At 58.7% G+C, this 25,034-nt stretch carries 19 protein-coding genes and 1 pseudogene; 6 read left to right on the forward strand and 14 right to left on the reverse strand.

Going from position 1 to position 25,034, the window contains the following annotated elements:
* The first annotated feature begins 40 nt into the window (after positions 1-40).
* Positions 41-1,018: a tRNA (adenosine(37)-N6)-dimethylallyltransferase MiaA gene (gene miaA / locus Enr13x_RS07920; protein WP_145385516.1), complete on the forward strand. Its 978-nt coding sequence runs from the start codon at positions 41-43 to the stop codon at positions 1,016-1,018.
* Between the two features lie 331 nt (positions 1,019-1,349).
* Here miaA and Enr13x_RS07925 read toward each other — a convergent pair whose 3' ends face one another.
* The 10 genes from Enr13x_RS07925 to Enr13x_RS07975 all read right to left on the reverse strand — a co-directional run bounded on the left by Enr13x_RS07925 (position 1,350) and on the right by Enr13x_RS07975 (position 16,796).
* Positions 1,350-2,279 carry a transposase gene (locus Enr13x_RS07925; RefSeq protein WP_449336656.1) on the reverse strand — a complete coding sequence of 310 codons (930 nt, stop codon included), beginning with the start codon at positions 2,277-2,279 and terminating at the stop codon, positions 1,350-1,352.
* A 1,197-nt stretch (positions 2,280-3,476) separates the two neighbouring features.
* On the reverse strand, positions 3,477-3,689 hold the full coding sequence (locus tag Enr13x_RS07930; protein WP_145385517.1) for a hypothetical protein: 213 nt from the start codon (positions 3,687-3,689) through the stop codon (positions 3,477-3,479).
* Positions 3,690-3,715: 26 nt separating this feature from the next.
* The gene (locus tag Enr13x_RS07935) at positions 3,716-6,148 is read right to left on the reverse strand and encodes a response regulator (RefSeq protein ID WP_145385518.1); all 2,433 of its coding nucleotides are present in this window, start codon (positions 6,146-6,148) and stop codon (positions 3,716-3,718) included.
* Between the two features lie 3 nt (positions 6,149-6,151).
* Complete coding sequence (locus tag Enr13x_RS07940; RefSeq protein WP_145385519.1) at positions 6,152-6,604, reverse strand: response regulator; 453 nt, start codon at positions 6,602-6,604, stop codon at positions 6,152-6,154.
* 123 nt (positions 6,605-6,727) lie between these two features.
* Positions 6,728-8,254, reverse strand: coding sequence for an ATP-binding protein (locus tag Enr13x_RS07945; RefSeq protein WP_145385520.1), 1,527 nt, complete (start codon positions 8,252-8,254; stop codon positions 6,728-6,730).
* A 22-nt stretch (positions 8,255-8,276) separates the two neighbouring features.
* Positions 8,277-8,927 (reverse strand): YfiR family protein, encoded by a 651-nt coding sequence (locus tag Enr13x_RS07950; RefSeq protein WP_197455868.1) that lies wholly within the window; start codon positions 8,925-8,927, stop codon positions 8,277-8,279.
* 186 nt (positions 8,928-9,113) lie between these two features.
* Positions 9,114-11,579 (reverse strand): TonB-dependent receptor plug domain-containing protein, encoded by a 2,466-nt coding sequence (locus Enr13x_RS07955; protein ID WP_145385522.1) that lies wholly within the window; start codon positions 11,577-11,579, stop codon positions 9,114-9,116.
* A gap of 125 nt (positions 11,580-11,704) precedes the next feature.
* Positions 11,705-13,066: a DUF1552 domain-containing protein gene (locus Enr13x_RS07960; RefSeq protein WP_145385523.1), complete on the reverse strand. Its 1,362-nt coding sequence runs from the start codon at positions 13,064-13,066 to the stop codon at positions 11,705-11,707.
* Between the two features lie 26 nt (positions 13,067-13,092).
* A complete protein-coding gene (locus Enr13x_RS07965) occupies positions 13,093-15,660 on the reverse strand; it encodes a DUF1592 domain-containing protein (RefSeq protein WP_231744155.1) in 2,568 nt (855 codons plus the stop codon).
* Positions 15,661-16,376: 716 nt separating this feature from the next.
* Positions 16,377-16,796, reverse strand: coding sequence for an acyl-CoA thioesterase (locus tag Enr13x_RS07975; protein ID WP_145385525.1), 420 nt, complete (start codon positions 16,794-16,796; stop codon positions 16,377-16,379).
* Positions 16,797-16,992: 196 nt separating this feature from the next.
* Between Enr13x_RS07975 and Enr13x_RS07980 the strand changes: the two genes are divergently transcribed.
* Entirely contained in the window at positions 16,993-17,991 is a 999-nt protein-coding gene (locus Enr13x_RS07980) for a 6-bladed beta-propeller (protein ID WP_145385526.1), read from the forward strand.
* Positions 17,992-18,182: 191 nt separating this feature from the next.
* Positions 18,183-18,692 (forward strand): acetolactate synthase, encoded by a 510-nt coding sequence (locus tag Enr13x_RS07985; protein ID WP_095739476.1) that lies wholly within the window; start codon positions 18,183-18,185, stop codon positions 18,690-18,692.
* Between the two features lie 93 nt (positions 18,693-18,785).
* Here Enr13x_RS07985 and csrA read toward each other — a convergent pair whose 3' ends face one another.
* Both csrA and fliW read right to left on the reverse strand, forming a co-directional pair.
* Positions 18,786-19,010: a carbon storage regulator CsrA gene (csrA, locus tag Enr13x_RS07990; RefSeq protein ID WP_095739475.1), complete on the reverse strand. Its 225-nt coding sequence runs from the start codon at positions 19,008-19,010 to the stop codon at positions 18,786-18,788.
* A gap of 405 nt (positions 19,011-19,415) precedes the next feature.
* Positions 19,416-19,838: pseudogene (fliW, locus tag Enr13x_RS07995) on the reverse strand (flagellar assembly protein FliW); the annotation flags it as partial.
* 147 nt (positions 19,839-19,985) lie between these two features.
* Here fliW and Enr13x_RS08000 point away from each other — a divergent pair.
* The 3 genes from Enr13x_RS08000 to Enr13x_RS08010 all read left to right on the forward strand — a co-directional run bounded on the left by Enr13x_RS08000 (position 19,986) and on the right by Enr13x_RS08010 (position 21,967).
* Positions 19,986-20,618 (forward strand): TerB family tellurite resistance protein, encoded by a 633-nt coding sequence (locus Enr13x_RS08000; protein ID WP_145385528.1) that lies wholly within the window; start codon positions 19,986-19,988, stop codon positions 20,616-20,618.
* Positions 20,615-21,466: a N5-glutamine methyltransferase family protein gene (locus tag Enr13x_RS08005; RefSeq protein WP_145385529.1), complete on the forward strand. Its 852-nt coding sequence runs from the start codon at positions 20,615-20,617 to the stop codon at positions 21,464-21,466. The genes Enr13x_RS08000 and Enr13x_RS08005 overlap by 4 nt, the downstream gene beginning before the upstream one ends.
* Before the next feature lie 150 nt (positions 21,467-21,616).
* Positions 21,617-21,967, forward strand: a complete 351-nt coding sequence (locus Enr13x_RS08010) for a hypothetical protein (RefSeq protein ID WP_145385530.1) — start codon at positions 21,617-21,619, stop codon at positions 21,965-21,967.
* A gap of 7 nt (positions 21,968-21,974) precedes the next feature.
* Here the strand turns inward: Enr13x_RS08010 and Enr13x_RS08015 are convergent, their stop codons facing one another.
* Complete coding sequence (locus tag Enr13x_RS08015; protein ID WP_145385531.1) at positions 21,975-23,387, reverse strand: ArsB/NhaD family transporter; 1,413 nt, start codon at positions 23,385-23,387, stop codon at positions 21,975-21,977.
* Positions 23,388-23,713: 326 nt separating this feature from the next.
* Complete coding sequence (locus Enr13x_RS08020; RefSeq protein ID WP_145385532.1) at positions 23,714-24,877, reverse strand: transposase; 1,164 nt, start codon at positions 24,875-24,877, stop codon at positions 23,714-23,716.
* Between the last annotated feature and the right edge of the window lie 157 nt (positions 24,878-25,034).

Raw genomic sequence — 25,034 nt, forward strand, 5'->3', positions numbered from 1 at the left:
AAATGGGAAATCTTCTTTTTTTGGCTTATCCGGCGCGCTGATGTCCGATCCGACTGCAACGACTTTTCCATCCCTGGTTCAAGAAACCATTGTTCTGACCGGCCCGACGGCCTCGGGAAAAACATCGCTGGCGTTGCAACTGGCCGAAGCGATCGGGGGCGAAATTTTATCGCTCGATTCGATCGCGGTGTATCGACACATGGACATCGGGACGGCCAAGCCGAGTGCCGCCGATCGCTCCCGGGTGCCCCACTACCTGCTCGATTTGGCCGATCCCAATCAGGACTACAGCGTCGCGTGTTACCTGGCCGAAGCCCATCAACGCGTTCGCGAGATCAGCGGCCGCGGCAAACGCCCGATCTTTGTCGGCGGAACACCGATGTTCCTCAAGGCGGTCTTGAGGGGATTTGATGTCGGGCCGCCGCCGGACTGGGAATTTCGCGAATCGGTGCAGCGCGATCTCGAGACCTTCGGCGCCGAAGCGCTCCGTCAGCGACTGGTTCAAGTCGATCCCATTTCGGCCGCGCGGATCGCGCCGGGTGACACGCGTCGGATGATCCGGGCGCTGGAGGTATCCAAGCACACCGGAATGCCGCTCAGTCATCGACAGGTTCAATTCGACCGCCACGTCGACGCCGCGTCCTGTTGCGTGTTCGCATTGCAACACGATCGCGGCAAACTTCACCAACGGATCAACCGCCGTGTCGAGCAGATGTTTGAACGCGGCTTGATCGCAGAAGTCGAACAACTGGTCGAGCGTTACGGCTCGTTATCCCGGACCGCCTCCCAAGCGGTCGGCTATCGCGAAGTCCTCGACTGGAGAGCCGCGGGCGGTGGCCCCACCGATGAGCTGAAAGACCTGGTCGCGACCCACACCCGACAGCTCGCCAAACGCCAAGAGACCTGGTTCCGATCGTTCACCGAAATCACGTCCGTCCCAATGGATCAACTCAACGACGAATCCGCAGCCCTGGAGTTCGTGCGCGGCCACATCCAGCGGATGGATACCGCAACCTAGAGGTCTTCAAAGTGGCGTAAGCATCCAGCTTGCGATTCACACCAGCGGCCTGCCACATCAAAGCTTGGGGGGCGCGCAAACGCACCCCAAGATTCAATTAGCGCAACGTGCCGAGGGTCGACCGTATCCCGAAGGACGTCGATTCTATTGCTGCAGCTTTTGGCATCCGATTTAGTCTCTCTCCCCCTGGGGGTTCTTCGCGGATTTTAGTGGGTGCTCTCGAATACTCGGGGAAGGTTTTTTGAGGGATGACTGCGATGTCCGATGGTTCTGTTCGGTAGGATGGCGAAGCCAGATGAAGCGGAGGCGGGCTCTGCTCTCAAGGAACTTCCTACCCAGCTAGTTCATTGGGGACCACTCGCAGGTTGAGTGCAGCTGCCCGTTTCGCCAGGTTTTCCATTGCTCGCTTCTTGTATTGCTGTTCGTAATAGTCGTTGCCGACATCGACATATTCCCTCCCGTACTTCAGCATCCCATAAACTATTTTCGCGAGCTTGTGGGCCGTCGCCGTGATCGCTTTGGGTGAACCAAGACGGGAACGGATCCTGCGAAAGAACGCTCCTAAGGCGCAGTTTGATCGTGCCAGGGACGCGGCGGCTGTTCGAAGTGCGGCGGCGGCTCGGTTCGCACTTGTACGTGTTTTACCACTGAGCAATTTCCCACCTGTCTTCTTACTGCCCGGACATAGGCAAAGCCAAGAAGTGAAATGCTTCTCTGTTGCCCACCTACTCATGTCGGTACCGATTTCAGAAATCAGTGTGATTGCGGATTGACCGCTAATCCCATCAATGGTCGTCATGTCGACGCCCAGCACCCGGTAGAGCTGATTGCGCATATCGAACCGGGGGCTATTGCTTCCAGCTTTAGGAGCCTTCAGCTTCGGCAGAATCTCACCGTCACTTCGGTCGGAAAATGTACCCAAATGTTCTTCAAGCTTGGAATCGACTTCCGACAGTTTGGAACCGTAAAAACGGTACAGTTCCAGAGCCTGTTTTAACGCAAATACATGTTCTTCACGCCAATTGCCTTCCAGAGCTTTCGCGATCGTCGACTCGTCATTTTTGCACCTTGGATCGCGAAGTTTTGCGAGTAGGTGAGGGTCTCGACTGCCCGCAACAATGGCATCCAAAATGGCAAGGCCAGTGGTGCCGGTGATGTCCGAAATGACGTGATGGAGCTGGACATTCATTTCCATCATCGCCTTCTGCATCCGTTGGATATGCTCGCTCGCGTTGGCGACGAGCATGGCTCGTTGCCGCATGTAAGAACGCAGAACACAAATTGCCGAACTCTTCCAACCAATCTGCGAGCGACGCCAGATCGGATGTAAAGGTGCCGAAGCAGCGAACGTGTGATGAGTCGCGATCGGAGGGCACGGCAACATAGTGCTGGGTCGAACCAATATCGATGCCGGCAGCGTTCAAGTTGATTGTGTCAAGTGATTGTGGAACGGGTGCGTTGTCAATCGGAAACCCACCACGTGATCGACGCTTAGGTTTCCCAGAGGATTTCTTCTTGGCCATGGCGGAACTCCGAAAGGTGACTTCAACGGAAAAACGCGGCAGGCGCGGGAGTAGGGCTCTGTTATTCTCTCAAACGGGGTCAACGCCGTGAGGCGAGCCACCAATGTCATTTTCAAGCAAACTCCCGGGACCAGGCTGAGAAGCGGGCACGAAGCACCACGTAGAGAACGGCCTCCACGACCCGCCGCGTATCCGACATGATAATCCTCACACCCAGTTCCTCGGAATCATTTGGTCACTTGTGGCCTGCGGCGGCTGAGGAGCAACCCGCCAAGGAATCACCTGGTCTGCGATGCGCCGAAGGTGCTTCGTGCGCTCCGCCGGCCCCCGTGTCGGCGGAGGGTCGTTTGAACCGAGCGTTTGTCCTCGCTCTCCCCATTCGGACATCGCAGCAATGCCTCGAAAAACCTGGGTCCTGAGCGATTAGCCACTAAAATCCACGAAGAACGCCCTCTGGGAGAGACGGCGTTTGCGCAGCAAGCAAACGCCAGAGAGGGCCGGCGCAGCGAAAGTCTTAGCGTTTTCCGCTACGATCAAATCCGTCACTTATACAATTGACGTCCCAAGGGATTTCGGCGAGTCGCCGAAGGTCAGCGCAGCGCCACCTCCGGACCACGCCTCCCATTCCTTCCCTCGATCCCGGGCGGGGTCGCAGCGAACTCCGCCCCGCCAGCGCCTGAAAAGAGGCCTGACCCCTTTTTCTCGCGTGGTCCTATCGATCGCGGGCGAACCTGCTGAATCTATTGGTGCGTCTCCCATCTGGTACGGGAGCCTCTCAAATGGCGGATCTCCGGCGCTTCCCACACTCTGGCGAGCGTCGCCGGTCCACTCGGCCAGCTCCCAAAACGTGGCAGTGAACACGACGCCGAACACATCCAGGTGTTGGTTCTGTACCGAGACGCCGGTCCAACCGCGCGTCTTCAAATCATGATCGGCTAACCGTCCCGGTGGCGATCGACCATGGCCCGTCGGTCGGCGAGCAGTGCCGGTTCACCGAGATCGGGATGGCGAAGCGTCAGCCCGTCATGATCGATGGACAGCGACGAGGCTGTCTGGGCCGATCCGGTCTGTGACGCGATGGCGAGGAAGCAGAAGATGGCAACAGTCCGAGCGATGCAACGCGTCGGGATGAGCGGGAGGCAGGTCATGGAGAAGGCGAACAGGAGATTGATTGCTATTGTGGGACGACGGGCTTGGTCAGCTCTTTGACGGCATCGACGAGTTGCCGCACCTCGGCTTCAAGCTCTGGTAAGACCGCGGAGGCGGAGACCAGGTCTCCGTCGTGGGCGTGATGTTCCAATCGTTTTGCCGTCGCGACAACCCGCTTGGCGGCAAACCAATCGGCGGACCCCTTCAGCGTGTGCGCTCCGCGTCGGACCTGATTGGCGTCCTGGTTGGCCAGGCCTTCCCTGATTTCATGGATCATCTTCGGGCATTCATCGATCAACAGCTGCGCCACTTCCTTGACGCCCTGGGCTCCACCGGGAATTCGTGTCTGGGCGAATTCCAGATCGATCACGTCGGAGGTTTCCGGTGGCGGGCCGGACTGCACCACGTCGGCAGCGGCAGCGGATTCGGGATCGGATTCGGCTGGTGAAATCTCTTTGAGGGTGCTGGTGAGTTGTTCGGGGTCGATCGGTTTGGAGATATAGCCGTCCATGCCGACCTGCAAGCACTTTTCGCGGTCGCCTTTCATCGCCGCCGCGGTCATCGCAATGATCGGTGTGTGTCGTTCGTTCGGTTTCTCCAGTTCACGAATCGCGATCGTTGCTTCCAAGCCGTCCATTTCGGGCATTTGCACGTCCATCAGCACGACGTCAAAGCGTTCGCTGCGAACCGCGTCGACGGCTTCTTTGCCGTTGTTGGCGATCGTGACGAAGTGCCCCCGCATCTGCAGCAGCCCGACGGCGACACGTTGGTTGACCAGACCATCTTCGGCCAGCAGGATCTTCAGCCCCGTGGACGCTTCTGCCTGGTCGGCCGAATCGGGTTGCGATGCACGGTCCTTCGCGGCCTGTTCGCCGAACACATCCAGCAGCGTCTCGAGCAACTCCGACTGGACGACCGGCTTGGTCATGTACCGGAGGATCCCCAGTTCGCGGCAGCGGTCTGCATCGCCGGGCCGCGCCGCCGAGGAGATCATGACCAGGGTGCAGCGGTCGATGCGCTGCTCCGCGTGGATGCGTTCGGCCAATTCAAATCCGTCCATCTCGGGCATCATCGCATCGAGCAGCACAAGCTGATAGGGTCGGCCATCGGTCGTCGCCCGCGCCAGTTCACTCAAGGCAGCCGCACCGCTTTCGACCGTTTTCGGCTGCATTTTCCAATTCGTCAAAATCTCTTCCAGGATTCGACGGTTGGTCAAGTTGTCGTCGACGACCAGTGTCGTCAACCCTTCCAGCGCCGAGCGGTCGATCGGCGGCGCAGTCGGCTGTTGGGTACCGAGACCGAACACGCAGGTGAAATGAAACGTGGTGCCCTTACCGAGTTCGCTTTCCAACCAAATTTGTCCGTCCATCATCGCCACGAGTTGCGAGGAAATGGCCAGCCCCAGTCCCGTGCCGCCGAACTTTCGCGTGATCGAGGAATCCGCCTGTTCGAACACCCCAAACACATTCTTCTGGTGCTCCGGCGCGATGCCGATTCCCGTGTCGGACACCGAGACATGCAATCGCACCTGATCGTCAATCCGGTCTTCTTCGGCCACATCGATGACGACTTCACCTTCGCTGGTGAATTTGATGGCGTTTCCGGCAAGGTTGACGATGATTTGGCGCAGTCGCCCGGCGTCCCCGAGCAGGTATTCCGGTAGTTTCGGGTCGATCCGGCAATGCAGTTCCAACGATTTGTCGGCCGCACGAATCCCCAAGGTTTGTCCGGTCTTGCCGATGCAATCGCGCAAGTTGAAATGCGTCGCCTCCAAGGCAAGCTTGCCGGCTTCGATCTTGGAAAAATCCAGGATGTCGTTGAGCAGTCGAAGCAGCGCGTCGGCGGAGTCTTTGACCATCGACAGGTATTCATTCTGTTCCGCGGTGTGTCGGGTGCTGAGCAGCAACTCGGTCATGCCGATGATGCCGTTCATCGGCGTGCGGATTTCATGACTCATGTTGGCCAGGAAATCGCTCTTGGCGCGGTTGGCGGCCTCGGCGGCTTCCTTGGCCAGCTGCAACTGTTCGTTGCGCTGCTTCAGCTCTTCGCGTTGCAGTTCGACCTCGCGTTGCAGGCTGACCTTTTCGACGGCGTTGCAGACGGCCCGTTGCAGGTTGTCCGAAGTCAGTTCGCCCTTGACCAGATAATCCTGGGCACCCTTCTTCATCGCTTCCACGGCGATCGATTCGTTGCCCTGGCCGGTCAACATCACGACGGCCAGATGGTGCTCGGGGATCGACTGACGGAGTTCGGTGAGGAACTCCAGGCCGTCCAGGTCGGGCAGATTGTAGTCGAGCAGAATGCAGTCCGGCGGGCGGTCCCGGCAAGCCTCCAGCCCATCTTCGCCGCAATCCGCTTCGGCCACCTCGTATTCGTTCCAGGCTTGCTGGCCCAGCAATCGTCGGTAGACCTCACAGTCTTCGGGGCTGTCGTCGACGATCAAGATACGGAGCGTCATTTCTCAGTCGTCGGTCTTGGGGAACACCACGATTTGGAACCAGTAATCCTTCAGCCGCTGAATCGCGTTGACGAATCCGGCCAAATCCACCGGTTTTTGGATGTAGCTGTTGGCCCCAAACTCATAACACGCTTCGATGTCCCGTTCGTCGGTCGATGTCGTCAGCACGACCACGGGGATTCGCTTCAGTTCATGATCTTGCTTGATCTCTTCGAGCACTTCGCGGCCATCGGTCCCGGGCAGGTTCAGGTCCAACAGGATGATCCCCGGACGGGGCGCGCTGTCGACCGATGCGTAATCGCCACGGCGGTGTAGGTAATCGAGTGCCTCGTCACCGTCGCTGCATCGATACAGCGAATTGCGCAGCCCCGAGGACCTCAGGGCGCGGACGGTCGCTTCGAAGTCCTCCGGACTATCTTCGACGATCAGGATCGGTTGATTGCTCCAGTCGACCATCAGACACACATCTCCTCTGCATCAGGTTTTGCACGGTCGGCTCGAGCTTTCCGCATGGCGCCGAAATGGCACGTCAAACCGTCACCTACGAAAAACAGCTCCGACAAACATCGATCATTCCACTCACGCGACGACTCCTTTATCGAGCGTGAAATAAAACGTGGTGCCTTCACCGTACGTCGATTCCGGCCATATTTTACCACCATGTCGCTCCACAATTTTCTTCACAAACGTCAGTCCCGCGCCGGTTCCGCCGCCATACTTGTCGCGGGCGTGAAGCCGTTTGAAAATCCGAAAGACAGACTCCTGGTGCTTTTCTCGGATGCCGATCCCGTTGTCACGGACGTAAAACACGAAGCCGGTTTGGTTGCCATCGTTTTCGCCGGACTCGCCGTGTTGCTGAAAACCGATTTCGATCCACTTCTCCGCCTTGTCATTGTACTTTACCGCATTCGTGATCAGATTGCGAAAAACTTCAACGATTCGGACCGAGTCGCACGCGACGGTGGGCAAATGTCGCGGAACTCGCACCTCGACGCGCTGTTCTTCCAGTGTGACGTGCATCATATCCAGAACCTGTTCGATGACGTCGTTCAAGTCGGTCGGGGCGATCGCCAATTCGGCGCGACCGACGCGGGAGTAATGCAGCAGCGAATCGATCAGGTTTTCCTGACGCAAACACAACCGCTGCAGCGTCTCGAGTTTTTCGTGTCCGGCCTCGTCCAGTTTCCCCGCATAGTCTTCGGCAATAAACGAGGAGTAACGTGAGATCCCGCGCAACGGTTCCTTCAAATCATGGGAGACGATGTAGGCAAAGTCATCGAGTTCTTGGTTGCTGCGTTCGAGTTGTGCGTTGGAATCGGTCAGCTGCTGTGTCTGCGCTTCGAGCCGGCTGGTTCGCTCTTGGACCAAGTCCTCCAGGTGCGTGCGATGCGTCTCCAGCTCTTGATCCCGCTGTTGAATCTGATCCAGCATGGTGTTGAAACCGTTGCACAGCACGCCGATCTCATCATTGGCATTGCTGTAAACGTGAGCGGAGTAATCCCCTTGTCGGGCAACCTTTTCAGTCGCGGCGGCCAATTCGCGGATCGGTCTGGCGATCGCCCGCTGCACAAGAAAACCGAGCAGCACGGCGATGCCGAGACAAATCAACAGAGACAGGAGTGCGAGTCGAATTCTCCGGATCGATTGAGCATACAGTTCGTCCAGGCTGGCGCGCAGGTAGATTGCTCCCCGTGGTTCTTTCGGATCGCCGATCTTCTTGAACACATGCAGGAAGCCGCCATGGAAAATGGCCTGATCTTTCTCCCAGGAAAATTGCACGTTCTCGGAAACTGATGCCGACGCTTTGTAGATCGCAAACGACTCGCTATCGGCATCGAAGGTTTGCGCAAAAACAACCTTCGGTTCGCGCTTTACGATCGCGAGGACTTCGTTGCCGAGCTCCGCGTCACTGAATTTCAAGGCCGTCATGCTGGCATCGCCGAGCACGTCTGCCAGGACGGAAATCTGTGTCTCCAGGGCCGCTTTGGCCGATTCATGCTGTTCCACGAGCCCTGCGATGGTCGACATCACCAGCGCGATGCTGACCACGATGACCAGAGACGCTGTCAATTTAAATCGAATCGACAGGTCTCGTAGTGGTCGCATGCGGTGTGGCCCTCTGGTTGTTTTAAAGCGTGGTGACGATCTTCAAGCCCAGCAATCGAGCACTGATGTCCAATCGCTCACGCAGCGCAGATGTCTGATTAATGATCATTTTGAGTTTCCGCGCTTGAAGATCATTCCAGTAGCAGATGATCACACCGGATCTGGCGTACGCTAACGACTCCGCCTTTCCATTCGCCTCTCCGACCAGCAGCACCGGTTGACCTTTGGTCTTCTGCAACGCCGCATTGACCCGATCCAAAACGGTCTCCCCAAAAATCCCTGGCGTGGAGTTTCGTGAGATAAACAAGATGTGGCAAGGTTGATAGTTTCGCTCAAACTCCGCGACCGAATCGTACTGGACAACCTTGATCTTCTTTCCCTGAATGACCGTCACAGGCACTTTGAACAGGCCTGAATTGATGGCGAATCCGTTTCCCGCGGGTCCCAGGTACTGTCCGAACGAATTGCTGCCCAACACACCAATCACGAAATCATTGTCCGCTCCCGGAAAGGGCGGATTGGGCCATTTGACCAAGTCGCCAAAGTAATAGAAATAGCCCGCTTTCAGATCATATTCGTTTGGCGGGGCCGGCCGCTGCGCGCTGGTGACGCGTTCACCCATCAACGCCCCACAGACGAAGGAAACACACAGCAATACAAGTGAACGGCGCATGTGCGGCCTCACGGACCTTTGTGGCGTCCGCCTTTCCAAACGGTATCCGGCACCAACGCGGCGTGTGGATTGAATCAGCCGATGGACGCGAACCCAGGGGCCCCGGAGCGTGTTCATCCTATTCAACTTAGTCATATTGAACCGGCCGGGCAAGAATTCTGGGACCGTGGTGTGAAGGATCACCCGCTAAAACGTCCGCTGGACCGTCAACGCGATCGCCGCCGCCTCGCTGCGGTAGTAGGCGCGTCGCAGCACATTGCGTTTGTTCAGGTCTTGGTCGATCCAGCCGAGCACGTTGTAAAAGTCCAACCGCATCTGACCTTGACCACAACAGATTTTGCGTTGGATGCCGAAGTCGACGAAGTAGCTGCCGCGGAAGGCTTTTTTGTAACCCGGATCGGCCAGCGGCAAAAATCCGTTGGAGGCGGGCAAGCTGGCGTTGTAGTTGGCCAAGTCTTCGTCGCCGGGAAAGCCCCAGTAGGCACGCAGCGATGCGCTGGTGCTCCAGAGCGGGTTCCAGTCTCGGTTGGCGTAAAGCTTCGTCAAATGGGGCGACCAACTCACCAGATCGTTGCCGAATCCATACGGTTCGGCGCTAATGCCTTGGTTCCGCGTGATGTCCGGCAGAAAACCGTCGATCAGCTGGGTGTAGGAGTGCGAGAGTGACCATTGGTAGCAGTCGGTCCGGTAAGACGATTCCAGTTCCAAACCGGCCATCTTGAATTTACCCAACACCGTCTGCCGTCGCACGGTCGGTGTGGGATTGAATCCGATCGCGGTGTAGTACTGGTAGAAGCCGCTGGCCGCGAAGAAAAGATGATCGCAGGGCCGTCGCTCGTAGCGGAACTCGGCACTTTCGTTTTCTTCCGCCTCACTAAAGGATCCTGTTTCGACGAACTGGCGCCTCAGGTCGCCATCGGTCGCACGTCGATTGGCTACCGACCAGATCGCTTTGTACGTGTCTTGTTCGTTGGGGGCGAAGACCAATGCCGTCCGTGGCGAAAGCAGCCATTCACTGTAGGAGTGTTTGTCGCTGCGGAGTCCGGCGAACGCGGTCCAACGCTCGTTGAAACGCAGCACGTATTCGCCCATCAACGAAAACGTATCCGTTTCCCAGGGGCCTTCGATGTTCGCAGGCACGCCTTCGACGTTGGCCGGCAAACCGGGATATCCGGGACTCGGCAACCCGAACCACTCGTAGGACAACGCGGTGCCGAACGCCAGGGTATGCCGCTCGTTGGGCGTCCAACGGGCCAGCAGACGCGTGTAAAACTCATCTTCACGGTTGGTGATGATGCCGTCTTGTGGGGTGAAGCGTTCGAAGTCAAAAAGATCCCAACTGGCCATCCACTCGATATTCAGATTGTCGCTGCACTCAAACAAGTACTTGCCGGCAAACGTCAGTTGTTGATAGCCGGCTTGGGAGGTGAGCAAGTCGTCAAAACTATCTCCGGGACTTGCCTCTCCCGCCGGCGCGAGGGCGACGTCACGCCGATCGGGATCGATCTGTTGACCGCCACGCGTGTACCGGACCCAGGCGTTGAGATTGCCTTCGGTCACTTGTGCGTGCAACTTGTGTTTCGGTTTGGAACGGTACCCGCGGCCGTCGTCCTGCAGTGGGAACGTGACCGGCTGGCCCGCCGTGACCGGGATGTTGTCTCTGGCGGTGAAGCTGCTTCCGAAGACCAGCGGCGCATCGGATGGATCCGCGCCGTCCTGGGTCGCGATGCCGTAGTAGACGAACACGCCGGAATCTTCATCGAACTTGCGGCCGTAACGCAACTCGGTCGCCGTGAATTCGTCAATGAATCCCTGCCGGACCGTGGCGTCGAGTCCCTGGAACGTCAGACCGGTGTGCGTTTGCAAGTTGATCACACCGGCAATGGCCCCCGGACCGTCGGTCGCCCCGCCGGGCCCGCGGAGCACGTCGACGATGTGAAGATCACCCAGTAGCGGCAGATCACGCTCGTGGTACGCACCGGATTCTCCCCGGTTGTTCATGATCCGGCCGTTGACCTTCAACAGAATTTTGTCGTCGCGGTCGCTGATGATGCCCCGCATGCCCATCTTGGGACCGGTGGCCACTTGATGAACATGCTGGAAATTGGGCACCAGAATATCCAGCAGTTCGTCCAGGTTGCGCGCCCCGGAGGACCAGATCGTGGGGGCCCCGATCCGTGTGACCGCGGCCGGCGTGATTCGAGAAATCGCCGGAATGCCGCCGCCGATCGACACGGGCGCGATTTCGTCAATGGTGTCCAGCGTCGCCAGCGTTGCCGGCGCCTCGACGGGAACCAACAGGGGTTGCTCGGCGAATTCTTCCAGCGAGGGCAGGTCAAAACCGAGCGAATCGGCCGGCGATTCTTGGTCTTCACCTGCCGGCTGATCCTCGGCAGGCGGCTCGGTCTCGGCAGGCGGCTCGGTGTCGGCAGGCGCGGCGTTTGCGTCGTCTGGATTCTCGGCGTCTTCTCCGCCGTCGGTCAGCGGCTCCACCGTCGCCGGCACCAATTCGCCAGGCGTCTGCTGGCCGCCGTCACCCAATTGCCCGATGGCGACGAATCCGAGTCGACCGGGTGCGGGTTCCTGTCCAACCGACCACGTCTCCAGGCTCAACCCGAGACAGCACAATGCAGCGAGCGTTGTTCGTTTCATGACACGGGCGTACCAAAAGGCGCGGAAAAGAAAGCGTCCCCTTGGTAGTGTCGTCGACCCCGCTGACGGAAATATTAAGCATTCCGCCTGCCGCCCTTAAATCTTACTACGAGGTGCCCCCTGGCTTAGATTGCCATCCGCCCGGTGCTGTCCCCGATCGAATCGGCCGGAGTGCCCATCAGATCCAGCATGGTCAGGAACAGATTCGCCATCGGGCATTCTTTCCCGGCATCGAGATAACGGCCCGTTTCCACCTGACCCGCAGCGCTGCCGGCCAGCACGATCGGCAAATCTTCGTGTCGGTGCCGGTTGCCGTCGCTGATGCCGCTGCCGTAGAGCACCATCGATTGGTCCAACAGCGATCCGCCGGCGTCTCGGGTGGCCTCGAGCTTTGCCAGGAAATACGCGTATTGCTCGACCAGATAGCGATCGATCTTGCGCAGATTTTCGACCAGTTCCGGCTTGTTTCGGTGGTGGCTCATACCGTGGTGCCCGTCGCTGACGCCGATCTCGGTGTAGCGTCGGTTGCCTCCGGCGTTGTCCAACATCAGCGTGGCGACGCGAGTCGTGTCGGTTTGGAACGCCAGGACCATCAGATCGAACATCAGCCGGGCGTGTTCACGGAACGACTCGACGCGGCCGAAGGGGATCTCGATGTCCGGCAGCGCCGCGGCGTCTTCTTGCTCGGTGCGTTCGATCCGCTGTTCGATTTCCCGAACCCCCGAGAAATACTCGTCCATCTTCCGCAGGTCGGATTTGCCGAGTTGCTTCATCAGCCGTTGGGCGTCGCCACGAACGACGTCCAGCACACTCTTGCGGATGCGGTTGGATTCCCGCCGCTCGGCCAGGTCACCGCTGCCGAACATCCGTTCGAACGCCAGGCGTGGAATCGTTTCCTTGGGCATCGGTTGCGTTTCATTGCGCCAGGAAATGTTGCTGCTGTAGGCACAGCTGTAACCGGAATCGCAACTGCCGGCGTTGCGGCTGCCTTCGAGTCCCAGTTCGATCGAAGGCAGACGGGTTTGACCGGCCAGTTGCTCCGCGGCGATCTGGTCGACCGAGACGCCCAAGCGAATGTTGCCGCTGGTTTTTAGCGGCCGTGCGGCGGTCAGGAACGTCGCACCGCAGCGGGCGTGGTCGCCGGCTCCGTCTTTGTAGCCGCGGCCGTTGTCGTGCGTCAGATTGGAGATCACGTTCAGCTTGTGCTTCAGCGGCGCAAGCGGCTGCAGCGTCTCACTGCATTCCCAGTCGGTCGGCTCGCCGGAGGGACCGACGATCGGTTTCCACTGTGGCACGATGACGCCGTTGGGCACGAAAATACAAGCCATCCGAACCGGCCGCGGCATCGAATCGGGCGATGCGAACGCGCTGCGTGCCATCGGCGTCATCGCCTCCAGCAACGGCAGGCCCAGGACGGCTGCCGATCCTCGCAGGACGGTTCGGCGATCGACGATCTTGCGCTCAATCATTTGTGGTCTCGACTTCATCGTTCGGTCCTCTCGGTATGAATTCGTTACCGGCTATGTGCGTCGGCGTCGAAAGTTTGGAATCGGAATTGGCGGCTGGCCACCACTTCGGTGACAAGATCGGCCAAACGGAATTGGTTGCTGCGGGTGTGTTCGAGAATCTCGTCGATCGTGCATCGATCGTCCGGGGTCAGTTCGCGACCGATCGCAAAGGTCAGCAGCCGCTCGGTCAGCGTCCGTGCCAGCCCTTCGACTTCGGTCTCGGCCAACATGCCGCTCAACTGAGCCCCACCGTTGAACGAGCGACCGTCGGGCAAGGCACCGCTGGCGTCGATCGGTTTGCCGCCCTCTTCGGTTCGGTATTGACCGATGGCGTCGTAGTCATCCAATCCGAATCCCAATTGATCCATCACCCGGTGGCACGAGGCACAGGAGGGGCTTTGGCGGTGCAGTTCAAGTTGTTCACGGAGCGTCGCGTTGTCGCCGGCTGCTTTCGCATCGTCCAATTCGGGAACGCCCGCCGGTGGATCCGGGGCCTTGGTCCCCAACACGTTTTCGAGAATCCATTTTCCCCGCAACACCGGGCTGGTGCGGTTTGGTGTGCTGGTCAGCGTCAACACGCTGCCGTGGGAAAGCAATCCACGACGCGGCGTCTCGGACAGCGACACCTTTTGAAACGGTTCACCGCTAAACGTTAAACCGTAGTGCTCGGCCAGGGTTTCGTTGACGAAGGTGTAATCGGCGGTCAGAAACTCACTGATCGGCAGGTTGTTGCGCAAGATGTGCAGAAACAGCGATTCGGTTTCACGCACCATCGACGACTTCAGGTCCTGGTCAAACGTGGGAAAACGTTTGCCATCGGCTTCGTGCTCCGCCAGATTTCTCAACCCCAGCCACTGGGCGGCAAAGTCCGTTGCCAGTGCATCGGCCTTTTCATCCGACAGCATCCGACCGACGTGACCCCGCAAGCGTTCCAGGTCCAACTCGTTGCGATCGGCTTGATCCAACAGGGTTTGATCCGGCGTGCTGCTCCACAGAAAGTACGACAACCGGGTTGCCAGTTGGTGCGGCGACAGCGGGATGTCACCGAAAGAATTGGGTTCGCTCTCCGGCGACGGCGTCTCGACACGGAACAAGAATCGCGGACTGACCAGAATCGCCGACAATGCGATTTGCGTTGCCCGGTGAAACGATGCACCTTCCTTGACCGACTGCTCGACCAACTGGGCATAGGGCCGCACCTCGTCTTCGGTCACCGGGCCGCGGAAGACTTGTTCCATCAAGGGCTGCAAGTTCTTCATCGCCGTCTTGGCGACGTCGCTGTACCGATCGCGTTTCTTTGGCGCGACGTGGCGAACGCGAACGATTTGGAATTGTTTGGGCGGATACGCGTCCCGCGGATGCTCTCTCGGACCGCTCACGCGAAACGAACGGAACATGAACGGATAGGTTTCCGCATCGATATTCCTATCCACCGAAACCGGCTTGCCGCGTCTGGCGAGAATCGACTTGACGCGTTCCGGGTCCAGCGTCGTGACGGATTCAAATTTTGTTTCACCGACGACCAAATCGCGGTCGTCCAACACGGGCACGAAAATCAGCCGGTGTTTGCCTCGGGTCAATTCGATCGTCTCTTGCATCGAATCCGCTCCGCCCCCGCCGCCGAAATAGTCCAACTCGTCACTCGCCAACAGTTTTCCTTGCTCGTCGCAGATCGCAACCTTGGCCGCACCGTCTGACTTGGACGTCATCCCGCCACGGACGTCGATGCGGTATTGGCCGTCGAACGGTGCGTCCAAGTCGATCCAGGCAAAACTATCGCGGTCGACAAACCGGCCATAGAAACTGCCGATTTTCGGATCGCCATAAATCGGCAACTGGTCGCCGGTCAACTCGAGACGTAGTTCGGGCAAGTCCGCCGGATCGACCATCACGTTCTGGGAAACAAACTCGGCCGCTTCGATCAGTTTTTCGATCAACATCGGGCTCAGCGAAAGCACGTCGCCGTTGTTATCAAATCCCGCGCCGACCTCGTCGGACGGGAACCGGTCCGCCGGTCGCAGATCGAGCCCAAACAGGTCGCGGATGGTGTTGTTGTACTCGCTGCGATTGAGCCGCCGAACGGTGACCTTGCCCGCACGCGGGGTCAGATCACAGGTCGACGAATACATCGTCGCCTCGAGCGCCGACACCAATGATTTTCGTTCTTCGATCTCCGGTGTGTCGTAGTCCTCCGGCGGCATCGCGCCGAACCGGACCATCTCCAGCACCCGTTTCACCTCCGCCGTGGTCAGGTCACTGAGCGTTTCAAACGGACTGAGATCCAGGCCGCCTTCCTGCACGTCTTCATTGTGACAATCGACGCAATACGCCTGCATCAACGGCAATCCGGTCGCTTGCCAATGCGCCAGCGCGTCCGTCGCCGCTGTGTCCGATGACGGCGCCGGTTCCGATGACGGCGCCGGTTCCGATGACGGCGCCGGTTCCGATGACGGCGCCGGTTCCGCTGTTTGCTTTGCGTCCGCGGGTGGGGCTGCGACGGCACTCTGTCCGCCGGCCCATCGCAAGCCGAGCCCTACGAGGAGGACGACCGTCAAGCTTAGACGTGCAGCCAATCGAACGTGGGACGAGAACCCGCAGTCGGGCTGCACGGCAAACGGTCGTATTACGATCTGTTGATCGAACACGGAAAAACCATCGGGTAGGAAAGGCGGGACCGGAACGGGAAGCCATCAACGGGGGGCTGCCGAACACGACGCATGCGAAGTGTTCAAATTCCGGGGAATGGAGGGGCAGTTCATTGTAGGAATTTGGCCACCCATTTCCAGACAAATCGGGACGACTGCGGGAAATTGGGTGGGAGAACCGAGGCCGCGCCGTTCAAGCAGCAAAGTTTGCCGCACCCAAACGGCAAAGCAGTGAATCGTTGACCACCCATTTGTACGAAGTTTTGAACGGCAGGGCGCGAGCCGAGTCGCCCCGGGACGTCGATTCTTTTGTTGCAGGATTTTGCAACACATTTAGATTCTCTCCCGCGGGACGTCGATTCTTTTACTGCAGGATTTGGCAACCGATTTAGATTCTCTCCCTCTGGGAGAGACGGCGTTTGCGCAGCAAGCAAACGCCAGAGAGGGCCGGCGCCCCGAAAGGCTTTGCGACTTCCGCGACGATCGATGTGGGCTGCAAAACCGATCACCAGCCCTTCTCCCCCACAAATCGACAAGCAAGCTTGTCACGATTTGTGGGGGAGAAGGGAGCCATGAATCTTGCAGTAGTAAAAGTGCCGTCTCCTGGCAGAGACGGCATGGCGAACCGTTGGCGAGCTTCGCCGCTAGGCCTGGTCCAAATGTGCGGCCAGGTCCAAGAATTTCGCGGGCAGTTTTTTGGGACGGCCGTCAGCGCCCACACAGGCGATCGTCGAGTCGGCCGAGGCGATCAGCGTCTGGTCCCGAAAGACGTCATAGTGGTGCCGCAAGCGGACCTTTCGAATCTCGGTCACCACGACGTCCAGTCGCAACCAGTCATCGAACTCGGCAGCGGCGTGGTATTGGACATTCATTTCGGTGACGACCAGCAGCCGACCGGAATCTTCGACATCTTTGTAACGCACCCCGCCGGCGCGAAGCATTTCGACCCGGGCGTCTTCAAAGAAGTTCAGGTAATTGGAATGGTGCACGCGTCGCTGGCCATCGGTCTGGTGGTAGGCGACACGAAATTCATGAGAGTAATGAAGGAGAGTGTCTGCGGGCATCCTGGCGTTTGTGTTGGGGGACGGCCAGGATTGGTCCTGGCAAGTTCTGGCGGAGTTCGGCTGCGTCGCATCTTATACCCGATCGGCCGTGAACCGTCCCGCCGCCCTGTCCCCGCTGGGCCCAGCTACAATGTCGTGTGGCAATTCCCCTGCCATCCCTTCTTTTCACCGGCCCCCCTCACCGACATCCAGCATCATGAACCGAATTCTCCCGTTCGTTGCGTTTTCGATTGCGTTTGTTTTCGCCCTGCCCGCGTGGTCCGCCGATCCCGTTCGGATGGGATGTGGCGACATGACCTTTGACACGGTGCCCGGTTGGGGGCTGCGAGCCGACGGGAACTCGCCGCTGGGGTCGACCCATGGTGGCGTCGTCGTCGACCGGGCGGGAAACATTTACACCAGCGCCCAGGCCGGCGTGTTTGTGTTTTCCCCCGAGGGCGCCGTGATCCACACCTACTTGGGGCCCGAGTACGCGAACATTCACGACATGGAAATTCGCCAGGAAGACGGTGAAGAGTACATCTATGGGGCCCGGAACAAGGACGCCGAGGGGATCAAATTTCGGGTCCGCGGCGGTGACATCGTCCTCAAGCTGCCGTTCCCGCAAGAGTCGGGGTTGGACCTGAAGAAATTCAGTCCGACCGCGATCACCGTGGCCGCAAATGGCGACATCTATCTGTCGGACGGCTACGCCAGCAACAACATCTTCGTGTTCGACAAAACGGGGGCGTATTTGCGTCACTTCGGCACAAAAGGCAACGGTTTGAAAGAGTTCAACACCGCGCACGGGATGACGCTGGACACGCGCTACCAACCCAACCGCCTGTTGATCTGTGATCGCAATCACCAGCCCAAGGGCCGCTTGCTGCATTATGACTTGGACGGAAACTTCATCGAAGAAGTCATCACCGGGTTGGGAATGCCGACGTCGGTGGCGATCCATGGCGACTATGTGTCGGTGCCGGATCTGCACGGACGCCTGGTGATCCTGAACAAAACCAACACGATCATCGCCGTACTGGGGAACAACCCCGATCCCGCCAAGGGGCGCAGTTTTAACATCCCCCAGGCCGATTGGGTCGAAGGTGTGTTCAGCGGAACCCACGGTTCCTATTGGGACAAGGATGGAAACCTGTACGTCCAGGATTGGAACGTTTCGGGGCGGCTGATGAAGCTGGTTCGGGTCAGGGAGTAGGTCGGGGCCGCCCACGGCGAGGGGCCGGCTCAGTCTCTCGCGCCGAGGGCCGGCGAGTCTCTCGCGCCGAGGGCCGGCGAGTCAGGGGCCTGCGTGTCAAGACGAATCGCCGAATTGACCTGCGAGACGGGAAACGCGTACACTACGTCGATTGCAACGCGAACGAAGGCTGCATTCACGACGAGGCTGTGATGGAATCTGACGACGGAAGTGGTGCGGCAACCAAGTTCGATACGATGCGGGGTCGCAATTATCCGGCACTCCGCCAATTCACCATCTTCTTGGAAAACCGCGTGGGACAACTCTTGGAAGTGGTCCGGCGGTTTGAAGGGACGGGAATCCGCATTTGCGCCTTGTCGATCAACGACGCCGCCGAATGTGCGTTCGTACGGTTCCTCGTCAACGATGCCGACCGCGGTCGAGAAATCCTCGAACGGAGCGGATTGGCGTTGATCGAAACCGATTTGATCGGCGTCCAGCTGCCCGAGGGGCCACAACCGCTGCTCCGCGTTTGCACCGCGTTGCTACAGGCCGAGCTGAACATCATCCAGACGTATCCACTGATCGTCCGACCGCTCGGCAAGCCGGCAGTGGCGATCATGGTGGAAAATATCGAAATGGCGATGGAGACGTTGATCGAGAAAGGGTTCACGATCATCACCGAAGGTGACTTGGACGACAATCCGACCATCGATCAATAGTGGTCTGCACAGGCAGCCGCCGGTGGCACAGGCAGTCGCCGATGGCACAGGCAGTCGCCGGTGGCGCCGCGGTAGCCGCGACTGGCCGGGTGTCTAATCGCGAGGCGGTTTGACGTCTTTGGTCGCGGCGGCACTTGTCTGTGACGAGCGTCGATTTTCACGTTGGATCGCGTCGTAGACTTCTTGTCGGTGAACCGGGATCGACTGTGGGGCTTCGATACCCAAGCGAACTTTATCGCCGCGGATATCGACAATCGTGACAACGACATCGTCGCCAATCATGATGCTTTCGTCGCGGTGTCGGGATAGGACCAGCATATTGGCCTCGACATCATTGAATTCTAAAGGAAACAGAAGGAGGTTACGTCAACGGTTGAGCCACCCGAGTCGGCACCGCTCTTCGATCGCGATCAAATCACGACGGAGAGAGATTTCCATGGACTGGATAGGGTGATTCAAGATCAGCAGGCCCGTCGCGTCATGCGGGCGTGCCTCCTGACAACCTGTTCATCGGCGCAGCGGTCCCGGCATTTGACAACGTTCTGAGGAAGTCGGCGCATGCCGGTCATGCCGATTCATCGCGCACGCCGGGTTGGAACGAAATTCCCAATGCGATGGGCGTCAGGCGGCCCGATTGATCTGCCCGATCAGACTGGACGACGTCGCCGCGGCAACCGCATCGGCCGCCGTGGACGCGTCGCACGTCGACGGCACCACCAGGCGATCGGACTGCAACGACGAGACGCCTTGTTGCAGCGGATGGTCGTTGTCGGTAATCACTTGGCAACCCAGTCGACGGCTCAGATTCAACAGAATCGGCGAGCGCAGGTTGGTCGTCAGTTTCCCACTGTTTCCCGAAATCGTCGTCAACACGTACAGCTCCGTGCCCGGTCGCATGTGCAATCCGGCCAACTCCCGACGCGATACCTGGACGCGATAGTCCGGAAAGAACGCCCGGGGGCTGATCAGGGGCAGTGCCCGGTCCCCACGTGACGCCGATTGCAACCACGCGACAGCCGGATTCTCCGAATCAGGAAGCAATGCCCAATCACGCAGTGTTTCCATCCCGATCAGTCCTGCGGGAAAAAGAAGAAGCTGGTCTTGATCGACAGTAATGTTGCCAAAACGCTGAGTTTCGATCCGCATCGGAATGGCTCGGTGGCGCTAGAGAGATTGGGTGTGCCTACACTATCGTTATCGGCGGAGTCCTTTTCGAAATCGACAAAATCAGACAAGAACTCCGAATCGGTGCCGGCCGGGCACAAAAACCAAGGTTTTCCCGCAGAGCGATAGATGATCCTAATCGGTACGATGAACCTGACTCGGACGCGCCAGTCGGGGCAGTTTTATTGCCCCACCTGCCGCTGCGCCCAAGAGTATCGTTTGCGGTCACGACGGCCGTTTCTGACGCTGTACTTCATTCCCGTTGTGCCGATCGGTGCCGCCGAATGGTTTGTCGATTGCCGCGGCTGTCGCGACAAGTGGGATCCGACCGTGCTGCAGATGGACCAACGCGAACACGAACAGGTTCAGGCCGAACAATTCCAACGCGAAGCGCTCCGCAGTGCCGTCCTGGTGGTCTTGGCCGACGACCAGATCAGCGGCACCGAGGTCAAGGTGCTCCAGCAGATCGCCCAGCAGCTGCTCGGCCGTGCGATCGACCGAGAAGAACTGGGCGAACTGTGCTCGATCGCACAACAGAACAAGATTCGCGCGGCCAACTATGTGATGACGGTTTCCCGACGGTGGAGCGAAGCACAAAAGTCCGAGGCGCTCCAGGCGATGTTCTTGGCCGCCACCGCGGAAGGTAAGATGGAAGGTGCATCGCTCAAGGTCATGACCCAGATGCGTGACATCCTGGACTTGACCGAACAAGAATATCAAGCGGCGATCGAAGCCGCTTTACAAAGAGAACTGGTCGAATGAACGCTCTCGTTTTCCCGCGGACGCCCCGCGCCTTCGGCGGCCGGCGAAATCTGATTCAGACCGTGGCGGCCATCACGCTGCTGGGTTGCCTGGGGTGCCCGGCATCCAATCGCAACGATCTCGATTACTCCTACGATGTCGAACAGTACGTCGTGCTGCCCGACCTGGACGCGATCGACGGCCAACCGCTGGTTCAATTTGAAAGTGTTTTCTGGGAACCCGATGACACCACGTCGCTGCGAAAGATGATTGTCGAGGACCAGATCGCCGCCGGGCGTAGCGTGTTGGAAATCGGCACCGGAACCGGCCTGCTGTCGTTGTTGTGCCTGGCCAACGGAGCCCAGGAGGTGGTGGCCACCGACATCAATCCCGCGGCCGTCGCCAACGCCCGCTACAATGTGGCGATGCATCAATTGGACGAATCGTTCGACGTCCGGCAGGTCTCGCCTGCGGATCCGGGCGCCTATGCGGTGCTGAAACCGGACGAACGATTTGATTTAATTGTGTCCAATCCGCCGTGGGAGGACGGCAAGGTCGCTGCACCGTCCGATCATGCCTTTTACGACCCCGGTTTCGCGCTGATGGATTCGCTGCTGGCCGGGCTGCCAAAACATCTCAACCCGGGCGGACGCTGTCTTTTGGCATACGGTCATGCCCCCGCAATCACGCGTCTGTTATCCGAGGCCGATGCACTGGGGTACCAAACCAAGGTCCTGGATGACCGAGCGGTTGATCAGTTGCCGCTCGATTTCCTGCCGGGCATGTTGATCGAAGTGCGTTTGGGGCGTAATCAAATCCCCAAAGTTGACGCTAGCAGTGGTGATCCACCTGCAACGGATCTCCGTTAGTGGGTTACCGCAAAAAACTTGCGATCAGCGGCTCGCAGCCATTACCATGGTGTGAGCGGCGGATCAAAAGTGTTGTCATTTTTAATTCGTTGAACACTCTCGCAAGAGCGTGACCGCTTTCTTCGAACGTAACGCGAGTCGGAATCGCCCATGATCCACTACACCTGTGATCGCTGCAAACGCACGATCGATCCGGAAACGGAACCAAGGTTTGTCGTCGAGATCGATGTTCGTATGGCCAATGTGATTGAGCCAAACAGTGACCAGGGTGACGACCTGGATCAACTCGCTGAACTGCACGATCAATTGCAGCGAGAACTCAATGCCGAGCTCGGCATGTGCCTGCACGACACGCTCGACGAAATCGACGACGTCGTGTGCGGACGGGACATCGATGAGGGTCCCGAACAATATGACCTTTGCGAACAATGCTACGAGGCGTTCGCCAGCAACCCGCTCGGTCGCGAAACCACCGTCGGCTACGGCTTCAGCAACAACTGAAGCCATCTTAGGACAACGCCGGCGTCCATCCATTGTTGTAGTGGAGCAGCACGTAAACGATCGCGCCGGCGACTTGCAACAGCATGATCAAACCGCCGATCTTCAAGAACGTTCCCCAACCGACGTGGACCCCGGCTTCTTTCTTGAGCGCGTAGATTGCGATCACGCAAGAGATCGATCCGATCGGTGTTCCGTTGCCGCCCAAGTTGCAGCAGATGATCAGGGTCCACCAAAGCGGTTCGATCGGCACCGTGCCATCGGCCGCGATGTCCTTGACGATCGGAATCAGCGTCGCGGCCACCGGAATGTTGTCGACGATGCTGCTGGCAACCGCCGAGAACACGCCCAGCAGCGGAACCAACAGCGTTAACTCGTTCCCCGACAGCTCGATCACTTGTTCGGCCACCCAGGCCAACGCGCCGGTTTGTTTCACACAACCGATGATGATGAACAGGCCCATGAAAAACAAAATCACGGTCCAGTTCACTTTGCCGATCGCATCTTCGACGCCCTTGCCCGCAAACAGCAACGCCGCGGTCGCGCCCACCATCGCAATGAAATCCATCCCCACGCCCAACTGCTGCGCAAACACAAACCCGATCACGGTCAACGCCAGGATCGTGCCGCTGCGTAGCAGCACGCGGTTGTCCTCGACCATCGCCCAGGGATCAAACGTCTCGATTTGAACACGCAGTGCTTCCTGTTGCTCAGGTGTTTGCTTCCACGGCAAATCATTGCGAAAGAAGAAACGCAGTGCCGCGATCGCGATCACCAGGGAAACCACTGCGTACGGCAAGCTGACTTGCAAGAAATGAGCATAGGGGATCCCTGCTGCCGTGCCGATCATGATGTTCGGCAGCCCGCTGGCAAACGTGGCGATCGCACCACTGTTGGCACAGATCGCCACGCTCAACAAGAACGGCATCGGCTTGTAATTCAACGAGCGACAGATCACCAGCACCAACGACGAAAGAATCAACATCGCAGGAACAATCGTCAGCACTGCGACGAACACGAACGTGACCAGGCACAAGGTCAGATACAGCTTGGACGCCGACCCGCCGGTGAACCGGACGATCCACATCGACAAGAAGTGAAACAGGCCGCTTTTGCCGACCACGTCGACCAGAATTCCGGTACCGATGATCACACCGAAGATATTCAGATCTTCCTTCAGGAACTCATACAGCTTCGGGTACTCAAAGAGACCCAGCGCCAATCCGAGCACCACCAATACCGCCGCACCACACAGCGCCGCGACCGTTTTGTGAAACCGCTCGATCGCAACGCCCACGTACGTGGCGCACATCACGGCGGCAAACAGCAACATCACGCCGGCGGAGGCGGGTTCGATTGGAGCTTCCTCCACCGAACTGGCAAGCAACGTTGGACCGGCAAGCAAAGTGTCAATCAAAATCATTCGAAGACCTGCGACGCAGAAACGGGGTTCATTTGCATACCGTACCACCGAACCGCCAAAACACGCTACCTGGGAACCTTCGGGTTCCTAATTGGTGCCACCCACCGGGTTCCTAATTGGTGCCACCCACCGATTAGTCTGCCAGGCACAATTCGCGACAGCCGATTCGCACAGCTGAAACCAGCATGGTCAGTGAGTTGCGCAACACAAGAATTGCAGGCGCTGCGCCCGATGATGATGATGAGACCGGGAACCCCGGTCGAGGGGCGACCGCGGCTCGCTGAATCACTGGTGCGCCGACCGGAGTGATACGGACTGGAGAAATGTTAGGCGGTGAAACACTCGGCAACTTGTCGTTGCCCCTTCGCCCATTTCCGGCCGCTCGACTCGGCGAACTGCGACATGCCGTTCGGTGAGCCTGCGCAACAACTGTTGCCGAAGTAGCGTTGAAAGTTCCAGACCAAGTCACGCCACATCGACAAGTCGATTCCGAGACGCGAAACCAGACCTTGCATACTTGGCGGTAGCTCTCGCCCCGCCCCTTCTTCACTCTGTTTCGCAGTCCAACGGAGAAGCTTGACGTAGTCTTTCAGGCTGATCCCGAGAAACCCCTTGTCGCTCGCCCGCACGCCAGCCTGGTTCGGTTGAGCGTCGTTGGAAAGCGTCGACTCATCCAGGGTCAACGGAGCCAGCCATCCGTCGCGGCGGATGCGCTTACCGGTCGGATTCTTTCGTTTGGCCCGCTTCTTTTTACGCAGTTCATCTACCGGCGTGGTGCGACGCTCTTCGCCGGCCTGTTCCGTGGTGATCGGAACCAGATCAAAAGCGGCCGAATCGATTTCTTGACCCTGCTCCCCTTTGATCCGATCGTATCCGGACGTGTGGACCGACTGGTCGGGCGATTCCGCCATCGCGGCACGGACCGGGTTGAGGTCCACGTACATCGCACACGCCAGCAATCCGGCCTCATCGGTGATGCATTGCAGTTTAAATCGGCCTTCCCAAAATCGACCGGTGCACTCGTCTTGGCGGTTGGCCATCCGCGCAATCGGTTCGCTCAAGGAACGCATGAACCAAGAGATATCCGACAAGCGACGACGCACTTCGGCAAGCCTCTCTTTATCGGAGACCAACATTTGAACATCGTTTTCGGTGGGCTCACCCAAATGTTCTTCCATTCGGCGGCCGGGAAAGACTTTTAGCCAGCGAATCGCGACCTCTTGATCGGTCCATGCGGCGACGACATCGGGGCGATTGCGGAGGACCAAATGCATGTGATTGGACATCACGGCATAGGAGAGGACATCGATGCCGAACACAGACGCCAGCGCTTCCATCCGCCGCCGAATCCACTCGCGTCTGAATCCGTAGTCCTTGCCGGTCGCCTGATCGACCCCCGCTAAAAAAGCACGCCGGACACACCGCTGAACGGCATGCACGATCGACACTTCGTCACTAGCAACCTGTTCCGAACGCAGCGGACGTCCCATTACAAATCCCTCCCCATGAATCCGTGGTGGTGTGATTCTACCCCGGTGGCGACGGCGAGTCAAATAAATGGTGGGTGGCACCATTTGTGAGATGGTGGGTGGCACCATTTGTGTTTATTTGTGTTTGTGATTTGTGATTCGTTTATGACCGGCTGGG

The sequence above is a fragment of the Stieleria neptunia genome (assembly GCF_007754155.1).
GTDB classification, from domain to species: Bacteria; Planctomycetota; Planctomycetia; order Pirellulales; family Pirellulaceae; genus Stieleria; species Stieleria neptunia.